The following is a 15,009-nucleotide window of genomic DNA, read 5'->3' on the forward strand; positions in this document are numbered from 1 at the left end:
CCGATAACTTTTTTACTAAGTGACTCCGAAAATCCCATGTCATTTAGGACAAGGAGCACGGTAGATCCCAATAGCTCCGGGCCTTCTACTTCCATTACCTGTTCATCTTTCATATATCTATTCCTAAGAGATGGCTATCGCCAATGGTTTAAAAATTATCTATAGACCATTTCAATACTAATTAGACAGGAACAGATGCCAGCCTGATGCAAAAATCGTCGGAATTAAAAATTCCTAAATTTTTCCATCTCTGTTGCGATCTAATCTAAATCTAGGGGTACAACTTGGATAAGTTCGACGACGTCGGTACTTTATGCTGCACGGCCGATGGTAAAAGTGGCATTCACTTAGACGACCAGCGTTCTAAGTTCCCGTCATGGAATCCTGCAAAAAAGACGTGCCTGTGCTCTGGGAAATCATGTTTTTTGTGAGAGAACACAATATCCTCCATGTGGGATACCCCTAGCAGCCCAGCACTTTTCCCTCTTATATAGATGGCTACTAAATTTCGTATCAAAGATTTACCAGAATTGCTTTCATGCAGCCTTTTCTTTGGCTTAAAGACCACTATCTGCCCTGTCATGAAAAGTCCTTTCTCTCAATTAAAGATTCATTTGATACATGAATCATAGGAACCGATTCTGGATCTGCCCAATGAATTTAAAGCATCGAAAACGAAGGCATCAATAGCCTCGCTCTATGTCAATGTCATTGACAATAGTCATCGGCTATTTTTACCGCTTTTTCTGATATAATTGAGGTAAGAGTAAGGGGGGCAGGAACAAGGCTACTCACGGCCCGTACTGCGTACGGGACCATGATGCCTTGCTAGGGTTTCACCCTAGGACCCTTATAAAACGGGGACTTCTCTGCCCTCTATAAAAATAATAACAATGGGTGAGCCATGAAAATTGATAGCTGCAATGCGTCTGAACGAATTGAAATCCGAGTCACGTCTGAGCTGAAGCAGGCATTGAAGGAAAAGGCGAGGGAGGCATACATGTCCCTCTCTCAGCTGCTGATACAGAGCGCACTGAACTCAAAAATTAGAATTACGGTTTCGTCAAAGCCGGAAAAAACTACAGAGATTTTGAAGCTTACGGCTGCCGTAAATAAGCTTGGCTCGCAGCTAAACATGATCGCGAAGCACTGCAATTATCACAAAGGCGCATCGGAGACCGCTTTCATTCTTCAGGGGCTGTCTACGATCGAAAGCGAAATGCTGAAGCTCAGTCGCACCCTATTTGGGGAGCCTGTAGATGCTACACGGCTTCAGTAAATACGGCACCGGAGCCGGCGCAGGCCCCGTAGACTACTTCTTGGACGATAAGGCGTACGACAGGCAGCTCGGAGATTGGTATCAGCGAGACCCGCTGCCGGAGGTCATCGAGGGCGATCCGCAGACGATGGTCAGGATGATTGACGCTCTTCCATATGTTCACAAGTACACGAGCGGGGTCCTGTCATTCACGAAAGCTGATACTGCGCGTCTGCATACCCTTGAGGGAACGCATTTTCACGAAGCTGTTTTTGACATCACCGCACGTTTCAAGGACATGCTCTTCGCCGGCATCAAGGAAGAACATCGTCACATTCTGATTGTTGCCCAAATGCACCTTGATCGTCTTGAGTTGCATTACGTAACCCCGCGCTGCAACTACGAGACTGATCGAGCCTGGAACCCGGCGCCACCGGGTAAGAAGAAATTCGAACAGATGGATGCCTTCGTTGATTTGGTGAATGTGAAGTACGGTCTTGATGACCCTCGGTCCCCCCTGAGAACTAGGGCGATCCACAGCCCTGATTGGCTGCCAGATGGCGAGAAATACACCCGGGAAAAGCTGCACAACATCTTCACGCGAGCAGTTATAGATGGAGTTATCGAAAGCCGGGCAGGACTACTGGATTTATCAAGAAAAGCCGGTTTTGAGATTACACGTGTTGGTAGAGATTACGTATCAATGAAGCCGCCTGGGAGCGAAAAAGCATTTAAATTCAAAGGTGCCCTATATGACGCAGGATTCACTAGCAGTGCTCAGTTTGAGAATACAGAAAGAAAAATCATTGATCGAGAAGCGTACCTTACAAAACCTAAGGTTGCTGCAAGATATAAACAGGCAGTCAGCGAACGTAGAGCGTTTGTCGAAAAGCGCTTCAAGAAAATACTCGCAACTGTTAGGAACGAAGAAGGCAATAAAACATTACAGCCAGATCAGCCTCAAACACGCAAGGCTATCAAAAATATGTCTGATCTTGAACGTATCCATTTCGACAATCTGTCTCGCAATGTTTCTGCTCATAATGGGCGCAATGAAGTAAACGACGATAAACTTCATGGCTTGCAGTCTAACTCTCCAGCAATAGCTTCCTCTTCGGATTATTTATTAATTCCGTCGACACCCGCCGACATTGGAAACTGCGGAGGTGGAAGTATGGAAAGCGGCGATTTTGAGGCTGACAAAATAATTAACAAAAAGCGATCTGAATTTGGGGCGCTTACCAATAAACTACGGCAGATAGAAAGTACAAAGAAGAAGGATGGCAGCGGTTATTCTTTGAGCTGACAATACTAATTTCAAAATAATAATAATAATAAAGGTTAAATAATGAAAAATAATTCGCTGGAGTTTGATGTTGCTGAATACGTTAAGACCGTTGATGATATTTTTGAGCGACAACTGAAACTTATGCTAGAGCTGCGAGAGTCGTTTAGGGTCATTGCAGAAGCTTTGCTACTGGACACTTACAAGGAGCTACCCCCATTAGAGACAATTGGAGTTAACAACAATTTCTGGACTGGAGAAGCCTCTCATTCGGATGTTCGTAAAACAACCCCAACGATATTTCCAACTTGTCCTTGATGCTATAGATTTAAAACTTTTTAATGGCTTAAATCTAATCGCAACTCGCGGTGAAAGCTTGAAAGTGGGTAGCTGAGGTGAGCTTTTCGATTACATGAAAGGCCCCGTCAATAAGACAGGGCCATGCACTTCACGGGCTACTGTAAGAACTATCGAGCACGTGCAGCCATTTTGTTACGAAGGTCGGTAGCGACGGTTTTATTCGCCGGGTCAGGCTCATTCGCAGCGGCATACGCTTGTGCGGCGCTGATCGGGTAACTAGAACAACCAGCCAAATAAAATATTGCCAAGCTGAGAGAAGTGATCGCCAGCAGCGTCTTGGTATCTTTCAATTGATTTACCTTATTCTTAGTTTGGATCTTGAAGCATCGTTGGGTTTGATAAAGTCTAGGACTATCAGCTTAATGGGCGACCAAGCGCTAGCCGCGCTTTAAAGTGATCTTTTAATATTAAATATGCTGAGCCGAGCCCAATCAAAACAAATATAATCAATGAGATTAATATCGAATGTGTAACTTTTAACGCCGCCACAAAGAAAGGGCTCAATAGCAAAGAAATGGCGAGACCAAACATGCAGACCATAAATATTGGCCATGCCTTGCTTCTGTTGATAACTTCGCCACTTTCAAGCCGAACTGCATAAAGCATGTGCGTTCCAAACAGCCTTCGTACAAGTGCCAGCTTAACCTTTGAGCCAATCTTTAAAAAAGACCTTATATAATCATCGCAGCTTACGTTTTTTATGCGCTTGCCGTTTATTTTTACAAACGACAGCACGCGCTCACCGTTGACAAAAGACGCGAGTCCAAGCTCCTCAATCATTCCATCTAGAATTACCAGCGCCATGATGCCTCCCACAGTTTTAAATAGTTGAATCAGAACGATTTTGTTAACAAAGTCGTGTGGTTTTTTGTATCAACGACATCAATTCTCTGCGGGGCAATCAAGACGTAACGTTGCGGGCCTAGATTGCCACCTAGTTTCTCCCGCTGAATCTCTTTAACGTATCCGTAAATTGAGATTTGTATAGATTCACGCATTGCCTCAATATTTTTTGCCAATGCTTCATCAGAAACTTCCAGAAAAGCACTCGATCCACCGGTGAAGCCTAAATAGTAATTATTAGGCCCCGGATTTAGATAACAGCGAATCTTTTCTGCTTTAGCTAATAATGCAGGATCGCGCTGTTCAGCTTCTGTATACTCAAGCTTGTCAGAAAGTAGACAGCTATCGATTGAAAAACCCTTTCTTATAAAATCATAATTGCTGAGTGGCAATTTAATCCACTCATCGGACGTGAACTGAATCAGGCTTTTATTCTTGAATCTGGCTGCATCGGTCAGCGTTAGTGCATGAAGCTTTTCCGTCAGTTCGCGCTTTTTGAAAGCGTCCGATGTCGAGATGCGCTCCAGCGCAAGACTGTAGAATTCTGGGCTATCGCTCCGAGTTTTGATCGGATCTTGAACGGACTCCGCTATCTCGTCAGCGCTCTCATCCCAATTGCGCTTCGCACTATAGAAATTAAAAGGAATCATTGAGTCCCGAGCGTTCAGGTACTCGTCCAGCGTCCCCATACCCGGGTTGCTGAACGTCACTGAAAGCGGCCTGTTCTCATCTTCCAGCTGCTTTCTTACCGCTTCATTGGCGGCTGTCTGCGCATCCTTTATCCGCTGAGCTGAGTTACTTGCAACGTCACGCGCAGGCTTCGCTTCATCGGAACAACCACTCAGCAAGGCAAGGCTCAGGGGCGCTGCCAGGGCAACAGTTCGTAAGGGCAAACCACAAAGGTTAATCATGCAGGGTCCTTATGCGCGTAGGCGCCTATGAGCGCCGTGGTCGGTTGTGTACGGCCAATGGGTCGTAGTGGCCACGCGCAATCATCCCACAAAAAACCCGTTTTGGGATAAACCTTTTTTGGGTTTATTACGTGTGTCGGCCCTCACTCTGGCGACCTCTCGTGACATCTATCTATTCAAACTCGTATCAGCTAGTGCTAAACCTAATGCGTAAAGCGCGTAAACAAGCAAATCTGACACAAATTCAGCTTGCGGTGCTTTTAGACAAGCCGCAGTCGTTCGTTTCAAAATATGAAAGAGGTGAGCGAAGATTAGATATCGTGGAGTTTCTTGAGGTTTGCCATCGACTTGGCGCTGATCCTCATAAAATAATTAACGAGCTTGAAAGGCAGGACTCGAATAGCAGTTGATTTAATTAAAGCTTCCAGCAATAACTGTTCCGAGTCCCAGGGCGACGATCACGTACATAAAATACTTAAGTGAATGCAAAATATGAAGTGCCGTCGAATATTAGAAGTCTCGTAGGAAAGCCCTTATAGAGTTCACAGAAACAGGCTGAACACCCCTTCCTCCCCCCCGTGGGATTCTCCTCAAAAAAGCGAGTGTTGAAGCAAGGAGGTTTGGGGGGTGTATTAATTTATTCGGCACAATATTGCAGAGTAATCATCTTTGATAGGGCGTGTTCGGATTAACTCAAGAATACTGGACTTGAACGAGGCTTCGGATTCTGAGCTAACCGAAAGGTCTCTGATTTCTGATTTGGAAAGAAGGCTATACGCCCCATCGCTCATTAGGACAATCCTATCTCCGGATTTAAGGCTGAACGTGCTCTTCTGAAGGGTATACTCCAGCGTTGCATTCATCACGGAAAGCAATATATTTCTTCTGGGATAATCCTTAGCCATGTGCCGAGGAAGTATTCCATCATCAAGCAACCGTTGAACTTCGGTTTGATCTTTTGTTCGCGTAGCGATTCCGTTACCTCTAAGTTGGTATGCTCGACAATCTCCAACATGCCCAAGGGTAACTTCTTTCCCTTTAATCAAGCATACGGTAAGGGTTGTAGCCATTTCTCCAAAGGCGGGATATGCGAGGCTATCAGCCACAAGTGCCTTTTTTACCTGTAAAAAAATGTCCTCGATTGAAATCTCAGGATTTTTATCTAATTCTGCGTCAATGGTCTGAAGTGCAATTTTAGACGCGAAGTTTCCACCCGGTTTGCCACCCATACCGTCAGCGATACCGAGCGCTAGATGACCATTGCCGTATCGTCTGGTCATTACCGAATCCTGATTAGGTTTATTCCTACCAGGAAACGAAAATGAGTCGACTTTAAAGCTCTCGATAGTCATACGAGTGCTCTGAGAGTTGGATGCAATGACTCCCTTGTGAAGCTAATCGATCTTTCCATGCTTTGAATTCGGGATGCGAATGGATAATTGGTTACTGATATTTCCACGCGAATCCGGTCTGCAAGCGCGTCCTCTATTGAGGTAGAAATCATAGCGGCTGCCTTTCTCTCTACATACCAACGATTGTGAGAAACGCCTAAATAAAGAAGCGAGAGCGCGATATTTGTCTTTAGTGTTATATCGCCAAAGTTGTAAAAAAGCTCTGCTTTGCTTGCGAGGACATCGCAATAATCGAAATTAAAGCTTGCGCCATTGATGTGGTCGGAGAAATAACTCCCAAAGGCGATAAATAACTCAGGCGCATTTCCGCTTAGCGCTGTGATGTGATCAATAGATAGCGCTTGGAAAATAGTATTTGTAGACTGGTTTCTATCAGTATTTCTTTCAATCTGAATGAAAACTTCGTCCCATTGAGCGTCTGTTAAGGTCGCATTCGCTCTCAATAAATCTACAATGCGCTCTTCGCCGGTTGAGTTGAAAACTACAGGTCGGTTATTTAGCGCCTGATACAGTTCATCACGCAATACGCTTACATTAGGGTACCGACGCATGGGCAAGCGTTTCGTGCAACGCTGTATTATTGCGCCTATTTCGCCAGGTCCATCCAATTCCGTATAAGGAATGCGTTGAGCGGCATTTCCGAAAATGTCGTGCAGGATAGCGCCGAAGGCGTATATGTCGGCAGCCGCCGTCGCTCGCCGGAAATTACCTATAAGCTCTGGGGCAGCGTAATTGGTAGTGCCTCCATTAGCGTTCGTTCCCGTCAAGGTCGAGGAATCGCTGTGCGACGCACTCATGAGGCCAAAATCGGAGATGGCATACCTAACGTCTGTACCGTTTGTGAATCGAAGCACGTTCGCTGGCTTCAAGTCACGATGTACATATCCACTCCGATGGAGGTGTTCTAGGCCATTGAGGATGTCGGACAGAGCGGTATGCAAATTTGTCCCTAGAGTCGGGTCAAACGCCATTTCGTCTCTGAGGGTGCAATCTGCAACTGGCATGATGAACGCGGGCGGGTCCGCCGTCAGAAAACTCTGCAAAATCTGCACGACATTCGGATGGTTCACTGACGATTGGTATTGGACTTCCCTTACGAAACGGCGGCGAAGCTCTGCATCTCCAACGTCATTCAGTAGTTGCGCTTGTGGGTCATAGGTTTTTTGCGCGAACTGCTGACCCTGATGATTGGAGACGATATCTACCCTTGCAAATCCGCCGCGGCCTTTGGCGTAGTTAAACGTATACGTCATCGGTGTCTCCGTGAAATATGGTGAGCGGATTCGAATCCTAGGGGCGTAGGGCGACCGACAATTCTACCGTGTTTACCCATCAGGGTCACCTCACAGCTTTTTGCTCATTTTGGATTAATTTTGATAAATCGCTAGCTGGGCCGTATCGGGTAAACCGTCCATCGTCAGCGACGGCAAACCATGGGCAAGCTAGATTTCAACGGTACACGCCAATCTGTACGCGGCTATAGGCGATGGGAGGACATGGTCGTTCCTTGAGTTGGGGAGAGCCGCTTCCTGCGGTTTTGAAGGTCGTCGGAGGAGGAGATTTGGTGGGATGGATTAGGGGGGCAAACTACTGCTGGCTGTTGCGCATGAATTGGTATGATTTCGGGTGAAAAAAAACCGCCTTGATGAGACGGTTTTTTATTGCAGGCGTTGGTCAGACCAAGGGCTGCGTTTTCTGATGGTCACCAATTTTTCAAAGGGCAGGCTGAATTAAGCCGCACGAGGCGTAGGTGGACCAGGCGGAGGTGCTGGTGGCGGTGGTGTATTTGGCGCGGGAGGCGTAGGAGGTATATCCGGAGCTGTCGGAGGAGGAGGCGTTGATAGCGTTGACGGCGGCGCGACTTTCGACATCAGGTCCTGGACTACTTTACTTTCAATGGTTTGATAAGGGTCAAGGTATTCAGTTCCGATATGCAAAGCATCGGTTTTAATAATGTCGACCGCTTGACCACTGCTATTTTTACGACTTCCACGAGCTACAAAAAATGAAGCGTATTTTCCTGGTGAAACGCCCGAAAACGTTTCAAAGAGCGTTTTGCCTGCATGGTTTACGTCTGTGGTGATGGCATCCTCATGCAGATCTAACGCCAAGCTTTTTTCGTAAGGCTCAATGTAAACTACGCGCTTAATACCCGCTGCGATGATGTGCCTTGCACAGTTATGACAAGGGAACGTAGTGGTATACATTTCACAGGAATCTGTAGAATTACCCTGAGAACGAGCTAATCCCAAAATCGCTTCCATTTCAGCGTGAATCGCCCGCGAAAACTCGATAATCGATCCGGCTCGCGTTTCTTTCTGAATCAATTTAGCCAACTCGTCCTTTACATCGTCAGAAACTTCAACTTTAGAACTTACAATTCTGACAATGTCTTGGATAAGCGCCGACTTGTGGATGTCGTTATAGCATTTAGCGCCATGGTGGATGCACCGCTGGTCATTTACGGAATCAGACGTATAAAGTCCGCCACCAAATTTCGGTACGTCGTTCCAACCTAAAGAAATGACGTTGCCTTCTTTATTGGCAATTGCAGCGCCCACTTGTCGGCTGAGACACGCCGATTTCAACGAGGCTGCATAGGCAGCGTACATACCGGACTCGTCCTTGGTCGGCGTAACACCATTCTTCCCATGCACTAGTGCTACGAAGCGTTGGCACGGCTCAAACAGATTAGATATCGAGTCCTGATTGTTTCTAATAAAGTAATCAGCAAGCTGAACTGTTTTCTCAAGCTTTTGGCCATACGTCGCGTTTATTTCATTTCTGTCCCTATCTATAAGGAACTGCGCTTCATGACCAGGAATTCTTTCAGTTCGAGTTAGGTAGTTGAAGCGAACATTTTGAGGGCTAAGAACACCAATCAAATAAAATATGTCGCCATAAACTAGTTTGAAAAGTTCAACTTCTTCAGGGTGCTTTAACTGGTCTATGATATAGACAGTTTTTGGCGGCTTTGTTGTATCGGCTCTTGACATCGCGATTTCGCGATTTGCGGCAACTTTCGCCATGGCAAGGGCAGCTAAAATTTGTGGATCAAAGCGCTTTCTAAGATCGTTGCCCAAATCTTGCAGAGCAGTATATCTCTCCTTCCCGACGTTGTTGTCTATAGAAAGATGTGAGAGATTTGCTGGCAACCCATGTTCGTGATAATGGGCTTTGATGATGTCGCTGACTTTGATATGGACAGTCAAATATCCATATTCTTCAAATTGTAGTCGGGTGGTTCGAATGACGTCTGCCAAATTGCACCCGACCGGACCGCAAAACGCAACGATTATTTCGTCACTTCGCCTTCCCTCAATGCGGTCCCTTATGTTGCGTGTGCTGGTCGCTGAATCGGACTGAGCCGGCGCTCTTGCGGGGGCCGGTGCTGCTGCTGGTGCTGACATTCTCTGGGTCCTTGAGGCACTAGCAAGGGGGGATTGCGTTACCAGTCTGCTTTTTGCGCCCTAGCTAAAATGCTTTCGATGGCTTTTTTGTATTCGGACTCGGCTTTTTTTTCTTTGAAGGACGCGAAGCCAACAATGTTGGAGTTCTGAACGGTTTCTTGGCGCGACGGCTTATCATTTTGATAGACGTTCGGCTCGTCGAATCTCTTCATTTTCGTTCCTTGCGCAGATTGCGCGGAGCATGCATTTCAAAAACGATGCATTCTACATCTAGAAACCATGAAATCAACGTATTGACAAGCGATAGGCTAGCTGACGTTCGGCGTAAGGCAAGGATTACGAGCTAAAAAACCCCTTCGTTCCTGGGACCTTTCGCCCTTTATATAAGCGCTATGCGAGTTGAAGAAAAATTTGTTAATTCGCTAGCTAGGCGCGGTGAAGGAAAGCAAGGACCGGGTACGCAGCGCGATCATCAATTCGGGGCTGCAATTTCCAGCACGGCGTATCACCTTGAATCTCGCCCCGGCAGACTTGCCGAAGGATGGCGGGCGGTTCGATCTGGCGATTGCCTTGGGAATTCTGTCGGCCAGTGTGCAAGTGCCGACGTTGACGCTGGATGATGTGGAGTGCCTGGGAGAGCTGGCGCTGTCGGGCGCGGTGAGGGCGGTTCGCGGGGTGTTGCCGGCGGCGCTGGCAGCGCGCAAGGCCGGGCGCACGCTGGTGGTGCCGCGAGCGAATGCCGAGGAGGCCTGCCTGGCTTCGGGGTTGAAAGTGATTGCGGTGGATCATTTGCTGGAAGCGGTCGCGCATTTCAATGGTCACACGCCCATCGCACCCTACGCTTCCAATGGTTTGCTCTATGCCAACAAGCCCTATCCAGACTTGAATGAAGTGCAGGGGCAACTTGCGGCCAAACGCGCGTTGCTGATTGCAGCGGCAGGGGCTCACAACTTGCTGTTCAGCGGACCGCCGGGGACGGGGAAAACGTTGTTGGCGAGTCGTCTGCCCGGCCTGTTGCCGCCATTGGCCGAGAGTGAAGCGCTGGAAGTCGCGGCGATTCAATCCGTCGCCAGTTGTGTGCCACTGAGTCATTGGCCGCAACGCCCCTTCCGACAACCACACCACTCCGCTTCAGGCCCGGCGCTGGTGGGCGGCGGCTCGAAACCGCAACCCGGCGAAATCACCCTCGCCCACCATGGTGTGCTGTTCCTCGATGAACTCCCGGAATTTGATCGCAAGGTGTTGGAAGTACTGAGAGAGCCACTGGAATCCGGCCATATCGTGATTTCCCGCGCCAAGGACCGAGTACGCTTCCCGGCGCGCTTTCAGCTGGTCGCCGCGATGAATCCCTGCCCCTGTGGATATCTTGGCGAGCCGAGCGGTCGTTGCTCCTGTACGCCGGACATGGTTCAGCGCTATCGCAACAAACTGTCGGGGCCGCTGCTGGACCGCATCGATCTGCATCTAACAGTGGCCCGGGAAAGCACGGCGCTGAACCCGATCAAAACCGGTGACGATACGGCCAGCGCTTCTGCCCTGGTCGCCCAAGCCCGGGAGCGTCAGCAACAGCGTCAGGGCTGCGCCAACGCCTTTCTCGACCTGCCAGGGCTGCGCCAGCATTGCGCGTTATCCAAAGCCGATGAAGGCTGGCTGGAAAGCGCCTGCGAGCGACTAACCCTTTCGCTTCGTGCCGCTCACCGCCTACTGAAAGTCGCCCGTACCCTGGCGGATCTGGAACAAGTAGACGCTATCGGTCGCAGCCACGTCGCCGAAGCACTGCAATATCGGCCATCCGCATCCAGCTAGAGAGATTGGCATCGAGTGCACCCGGTCGTCCCAAGCGTCTGGTTTTTCGCCCGATGATGACATCAGCCGGGTAATAGCCCGGAGTAACAGGGTTAACGATAGACAGGATGACGGCGGCAGAGCTCCACCACCTGTTCACGCACGTGATGCCCCACCTTCTCGCTGTTGCCGCTTTCCAGGGCGTCCAGTACGTCGCACAACCAGCCCGCCAATTGTTCACATTCGATCACGCCGAAACCACGGGTGGTGATGGCTGGGGTACCGATGCGCAACCCGGAGGTCACGAACGGCGAGCGCGGGTCGTTGGGCACCGAGTTCTTGTTAGCGGTGATATAGGCATTGCTCAGGGCCGTATCGGCTTCCTTGCCGGTATAAGGCCTGTCGGACAGGTCGATTAGCATCATGTGGTTATCGGTGCCACCGGAGACGATCTTGTAACCCCGCTCTTGCAGCACGGCCGCCATGGCCCGGGCGTTGATCACCACTTGGCTCTGATAGGTTTTGAACTCGGGCCTCAGTGCTTCCTTGAAAGCGACGGCCTTGGCGGCGATCTGGTGCATCAATGGGCCGCCCTGAACACCCGGGAATACCGCAGAATCAAGCTTTTTGTAGAATGCGTCATCTTGCCCCTTGGACAAAATCAAGCCACCCCGTGGGCCCCGCAGGGTCTTGTGCGTGGTGCTGGTGACCACATGGGCGTGCGGCAATGGGTCCGGGTATTCTCCCGCGGCGACCAATCCTGCGACGTGGGCCATGTCGACCCAGAAAATGGCTCCGACCTTGTCGGCAATGGCCCGCATGCGCGCCCAGTCTTTGTACCGGGAGTAGGCGGAAAAACCACCGATCAGCATCTTCGGCCGGGTTTCCAGGGCGATACGTTCCATCTCGTCGTAATCGAGAAAGCCCGTCTGCGGGTCAAGGCCATAAGGAACGATCTTGTAATGACGGCCCGAGAAGTTTGAAGGGTTACCGTGGGTCAGGTGGCCACCTTGGGCCAGGTTCATGCCCATCACCGTATCGCCAGGATTGATCAATGCCAGGAATACCGCAGCGTTCGCCTGGGCACCCGCATGCGGCTGCACGTTGGCGTAGTCGCAGTTGAACAGGGCCTTGACCCGCTCGATGGCCAGACGCTCGGCCACATCGACATACTCGCAGCCGCTGTAGTAGCGCTTGCCTGGGTAGCCTTCGGCGTATTTATTGGTGAGCACGGTGCTCTGGATTTTCATCACCAGAGGGCTGGCGTAATTTTCGGAAGCGATCAGTTCGACGTGGTCTTCCTGACGATGTTCTTCGTTATGAATCGCCTCACACAGCTCGGCGTCGAATGCTTTAAGGGTCAGCGTTGAATCGTACATCGGATTGGCTTCCTGTAGAGCTGGATCAAGATGTTAAGGGGAGTGTCAGCGGCGACTACTCATCACTTCCCGGACGGGCATCCGCGGTCGGCCAGTAGTAGGCATCCGGCATGGCACGTGCGCCGAAGATGGCCTGACCGACACGCACCACGGTGGCCCCCTCTTCAATGGCGACTTCGAAATCACCGGACATGCCCATAGACAATTCCTCCAGCCAGACGCCCGCCGGGGCGCGCTGGCGCAAGCGCTCGCGCAGTTCGCGCAGCCGTACAAAGCAAGGACGGACACGGACCACGTCGGCCGAAAACAGCGCCAGTGTCATCAACCCACGCACCCGTAACGCCGGGAACGCCGGCAGGGCATTCAAAAAGTCCGCGACGGCTTCGGGCGCCAAGCCGTATTTGCTGGCTTCGCCGGAGGTATTGACCTGAACGAACACATCCAGTTGGCGCCCCTCGATGTGCAGGCGACGATCCAGGGCCTCGGCCACTCGCAAGCTGTCCAGCGCCTGAAACTCACTGGCAAAACGCGCCACCTGCTTGGCCTTGTTGGTTTGTAGGTGGCCGATAACCGACCATTGCAGGTCGGCCAGGTCGGTCATGGCCTGCCATTTGCGCTGCGCTTCCTGCACCTTGTTCTCACCGAGTAGACGGCAGCCAGCGGCGTAGGCCAGACGCAGATGAGCTTCGTCAAAGGTTTTGCTGACCGGCAGCAGGCGCACACTCGCCGGATCACGTCCGACCCGCTGACAGGCATTGGCGATTCGCTGCTGCACGGCTGCCAGGTTGCGGCGAAAGTCCTCGACGCTGGTGGCCTGTGGGTAACGGCCATGACGCTCGTGCAGGGTGATGGTTTCTTCCAGTTGATCAAACATCAGTGGGTGGCTCCTTTGGTCGTCACAACAGCGTCGGCAGCCGGAATGACCATCGTCTCGCGACGCGGTAAGCGGCCATTGAGTAAGGCGTAGGCCGCCAAACCGATCAGCAACCCCCAGAACGCCCCACCAATCCCCAGCAAGGTGATGTTCGCGGCGGACGCCAGAAAGGTGATCAGCGAGGCTTCGCGGGTTTTGACGTCAGCCATGGCGCTGGCCAGGCTCGCGCCGATAGTGCCGAGCAGGGCCAGCCCGGCCAGCGTCGTAATGAAGGTGGCCGGTAACGCCATGAACACTGCAGCAAGGGTCACCCCGAAAATCCCTACGAGGATGTAGAACAGTCCCGCAGCAACCCCGGCGATCCAGCGCTTGGACGGATCCTCCGAGGCTTCTTTGCCGGTGCAGATGGCCGCCGTGATGGCCGCGATATTGAAGGCGTGAGAACCGAAGGGCGCCATTAGCAAGGAGCCCAGCCCTGTGACAGTCAGGATAGGATTAGCGCTGGTGCTGAAGCCATCGTTGCGCAGCACCAGCATGCCCGGCATGTACTGGCCGGTGAGCGTGATCAGGAACAGCGGCAGTGCCACACTGAGCAGCGCATTGATCGAAAACTCAGGCTGGGTGAATACCGGTACCGCGAATTGCAGCGCCAGCCCCGACAGTTCTACACGGCCCTGCGTCAGAAGAAACGCCAGCCCCAGCACCAGAATGCCCACCACCGCGTAGCGCGCGGTAAAGCGCTTGAGCACAACGTAAGCGGCAATCAGCAACCCGACCAACACGGGGTCAAGACTCATGCCACCAAACGCGCCGATTCCGAACTGCAGCAAGATACCGGCCAGCAGGCCCGCAGCCACACCCGACGGAATCAGGCGGATGAGTTTTTCGAAGCAACCGGACAAACCCAGCAGCACGAAGGCGGCGGCCGAAATAATGTACGCACCCACCGCCTCGGCGTAAGGCGTGGTGGACAGCGCGACGACCAGAAAAGCCGCCGCGGGTGTCGACCAGGCGGTAATGATCGGCTCTCGGCTCACCCAACTCAGAAACAGCCCGGTAATGCCCACGCCAATCGACACCGACCATACCCACGACGCTGTCAGCTCTGGGCTGAGCCCGGCCACTTTGGCGGCCTGAAAGACCAGGATGAAAGTGCCGCCATAGTTGACGATGACTGAAATCAGCCCGGCGACAGTCGGATGCAGAAGGTCCCGTAGACGCAGGGGCGATGGCAATGCTGAAGACGACATGATGGCTTTGCTCCTTGCAAAACGAGGTGCCTGTCCCGGATAAGGGCGGATTTATAACGTTGAAATGGCATGTTTTGCCCCTGCACTTTCTCGCAGAAGGCCAGACCACTTACCAGACCGCTTGCTGTGACTGAAAGCGATCCCTGCCTCAGCCCGCGGGCAAAATTCTTCATGAAGTCGCTCAATGCAGCGACCGATCACCGAGCGCAAAGGCAGTGACGATGGGCGGATTCTACGGATAG

General features: G+C 51.2%; 14 protein-coding genes and 1 pseudogene. 5 read left to right on the forward strand and 10 right to left on the reverse strand.

Annotated elements, in window-relative coordinates; genetic code table 11:
* Window positions 1–904: 904 nt before the first annotated feature.
* Genes AACY49_RS07210 through AACY49_RS07220 form a run of 3 tightly spaced genes read left to right on the forward strand, consistent with a single transcriptional unit; the run spans window position 905 to window position 2,861 of the window.
* Window positions 905–1,279, forward strand: a complete 375-nt coding sequence (locus AACY49_RS07210; protein WP_339522644.1) for a plasmid mobilization protein — start codon at window positions 905–907, stop codon at window positions 1,277–1,279.
* Window positions 1,260–2,564: a hypothetical protein gene (locus AACY49_RS07215; RefSeq protein ID WP_339522646.1), complete on the forward strand. Its 1,305-nt coding sequence runs from the start codon at window positions 1,260–1,262 to the stop codon at window positions 2,562–2,564. Before AACY49_RS07210 ends, AACY49_RS07215 begins: the two co-directional genes overlap by 20 nt.
* 42 nt (window positions 2,565–2,606) lie before the next feature.
* A complete protein-coding gene (locus tag AACY49_RS07220; RefSeq protein WP_339522648.1) occupies window positions 2,607–2,861 on the forward strand; it encodes a hypothetical protein in 255 nt (84 codons plus the stop codon).
* 149 nt (window positions 2,862–3,010) lie between these two features.
* On the opposite strand, the gene AACY49_RS07225 is transcribed toward AACY49_RS07220, so the two are convergent.
* The 3 genes from AACY49_RS07225 to AACY49_RS07235 form a co-directional block, all read right to left on the reverse strand.
* A complete protein-coding gene (locus tag AACY49_RS07225) occupies window positions 3,011–3,193 on the reverse strand; it encodes a hypothetical protein (protein WP_339522650.1) in 183 nt (60 codons plus the stop codon).
* 64 nt (window positions 3,194–3,257) lie between these two features.
* Window positions 3,258–3,707 (reverse strand): hypothetical protein, encoded by a 450-nt coding sequence (locus AACY49_RS07230; RefSeq protein WP_339522652.1) that lies wholly within the window; start codon window positions 3,705–3,707, stop codon window positions 3,258–3,260.
* A 29-nt stretch (window positions 3,708–3,736) separates the two neighbouring features.
* On the reverse strand, window positions 3,737–4,657 hold the full coding sequence (locus tag AACY49_RS07235) for a hypothetical protein (protein ID WP_339522654.1): 921 nt from the start codon (window positions 4,655–4,657) through the stop codon (window positions 3,737–3,739).
* 206 nt (window positions 4,658–4,863) lie between these two features.
* Here AACY49_RS07235 and AACY49_RS07240 point away from each other — a divergent pair, with 206 nt between their 5' ends.
* Complete coding sequence (locus tag AACY49_RS07240) at window positions 4,864–5,067, forward strand: helix-turn-helix domain-containing protein (RefSeq protein ID WP_339522656.1); 204 nt, start codon at window positions 4,864–4,866, stop codon at window positions 5,065–5,067.
* Between the two features lie 222 nt (window positions 5,068–5,289).
* Here the strand turns inward: AACY49_RS07240 and AACY49_RS07245 are convergent, their stop codons facing one another.
* The 4 genes from AACY49_RS07245 to AACY49_RS07260 form a co-directional block, all read right to left on the reverse strand.
* Window positions 5,290–6,009 carry a PP2C family protein-serine/threonine phosphatase gene (locus tag AACY49_RS07245; protein WP_339522658.1) on the reverse strand — a complete coding sequence of 240 codons (720 nt, stop codon included), beginning with the start codon at window positions 6,007–6,009 and terminating at the stop codon, window positions 5,290–5,292.
* Window positions 6,006–7,322: a serine/threonine-protein kinase gene (locus tag AACY49_RS07250; protein WP_339522660.1), complete on the reverse strand. Its 1,317-nt coding sequence runs from the start codon at window positions 7,320–7,322 to the stop codon at window positions 6,006–6,008. Before AACY49_RS07250 ends, AACY49_RS07245 begins: the two co-directional genes overlap by 4 nt.
* Window positions 7,323–7,799: 477 nt before the next feature.
* Window positions 7,800–9,479: an anti-phage dCTP deaminase gene (locus tag AACY49_RS07255; RefSeq protein ID WP_339522662.1), complete on the reverse strand. Its 1,680-nt coding sequence runs from the start codon at window positions 9,477–9,479 to the stop codon at window positions 7,800–7,802.
* Between the two features lie 38 nt (window positions 9,480–9,517).
* The gene (locus AACY49_RS07260) at window positions 9,518–9,691 is read right to left on the reverse strand and encodes a hypothetical protein (protein WP_191627762.1); all 174 of its coding nucleotides are present in this window, start codon (window positions 9,689–9,691) and stop codon (window positions 9,518–9,520) included.
* Window positions 9,692–9,911: 220 nt separating this feature from the next.
* Here AACY49_RS07260 and AACY49_RS07265 point away from each other — a divergent pair.
* Window positions 9,912–11,285: pseudogene (locus tag AACY49_RS07265) on the forward strand (YifB family Mg chelatase-like AAA ATPase); the annotation flags it as partial.
* A 92-nt stretch (window positions 11,286–11,377) separates the two neighbouring features.
* Here AACY49_RS07265 and glyA read toward each other — a convergent pair.
* Genes glyA through AACY49_RS07280 form a run of 3 tightly spaced genes read right to left on the reverse strand, consistent with a single transcriptional unit; the run spans window position 11,378 to window position 14,767 of the window.
* Window positions 11,378–12,643, reverse strand: coding sequence for a serine hydroxymethyltransferase (gene glyA, locus AACY49_RS07270; RefSeq protein WP_339522666.1), 1,266 nt, complete (start codon window positions 12,641–12,643; stop codon window positions 11,378–11,380).
* A 55-nt stretch (window positions 12,644–12,698) separates the two neighbouring features.
* Window positions 12,699–13,517 (reverse strand): YggS family pyridoxal phosphate-dependent enzyme, encoded by an 819-nt coding sequence (locus tag AACY49_RS07275; RefSeq protein WP_339522667.1) that lies wholly within the window; start codon window positions 13,515–13,517, stop codon window positions 12,699–12,701.
* A complete protein-coding gene (locus AACY49_RS07280) occupies window positions 13,517–14,767 on the reverse strand; it encodes a benzoate/H(+) symporter BenE family transporter (RefSeq protein WP_339522668.1) in 1,251 nt (416 codons plus the stop codon). Before AACY49_RS07280 ends, AACY49_RS07275 begins: the two co-directional genes overlap by 1 nt.
* Between the last annotated feature and the right edge of the window lie 242 nt (window positions 14,768–15,009).

The organism is Pseudomonas sp. EL_65y_Pfl2_R96 (assembly GCF_963970905.1).
Lineage (GTDB): Bacteria > Pseudomonadota > Gammaproteobacteria > Pseudomonadales > Pseudomonadaceae > Aquipseudomonas.

Excerpts from the sequence above, each read along its gene's own strand:
- glyA (WP_339522666.1), bottom strand. The coding sequence starts at position 12,643 with ATGTACGATTCAACGCTGACCCTTAAAGCATTCGACGCCGAGCTGTGT.
- AACY49_RS07255 (WP_339522662.1), bottom strand. The coding sequence starts at position 9,479 with ATGTCAGCACCAGCAGCAGCACCGGCCCCCGCAAGAGCGCCGGCTCAG.
- AACY49_RS07260 (WP_191627762.1), bottom strand. The coding sequence starts at position 9,691 with ATGAAGAGATTCGACGAGCCGAACGTCTATCAAAATGATAAGCCGTCG.
- AACY49_RS07215 (WP_339522646.1), top strand. The coding sequence starts at position 1,260 with ATGCTACACGGCTTCAGTAAATACGGCACCGGAGCCGGCGCAGGCCCC.
- AACY49_RS07280 (WP_339522668.1), bottom strand. The coding sequence starts at position 14,767 with ATGTCGTCTTCAGCATTGCCATCGCCCCTGCGTCTACGGGACCTTCTG.
- AACY49_RS07235 (WP_339522654.1), bottom strand. The coding sequence starts at position 4,657 with ATGATTAACCTTTGTGGTTTGCCCTTACGAACTGTTGCCCTGGCAGCG.
- AACY49_RS07230 (WP_339522652.1), bottom strand. The coding sequence starts at position 3,707 with ATGGCGCTGGTAATTCTAGATGGAATGATTGAGGAGCTTGGACTCGCG.
- AACY49_RS07220 (WP_339522648.1), top strand. The coding sequence starts at position 2,607 with ATGAAAAATAATTCGCTGGAGTTTGATGTTGCTGAATACGTTAAGACC.
- AACY49_RS07245 (WP_339522658.1), bottom strand. The coding sequence starts at position 6,009 with ATGACTATCGAGAGCTTTAAAGTCGACTCATTTTCGTTTCCTGGTAGG.
- AACY49_RS07275 (WP_339522667.1), bottom strand. The coding sequence starts at position 13,517 with ATGTTTGATCAACTGGAAGAAACCATCACCCTGCACGAGCGTCATGGC.
- AACY49_RS07240 (WP_339522656.1), top strand. The coding sequence starts at position 4,864 with ATGCGTAAAGCGCGTAAACAAGCAAATCTGACACAAATTCAGCTTGCG.
- AACY49_RS07210 (WP_339522644.1), top strand. The coding sequence starts at position 905 with ATGAAAATTGATAGCTGCAATGCGTCTGAACGAATTGAAATCCGAGTC.
- AACY49_RS07250 (WP_339522660.1), bottom strand. The coding sequence starts at position 7,322 with ATGACGTATACGTTTAACTACGCCAAAGGCCGCGGCGGATTTGCAAGG.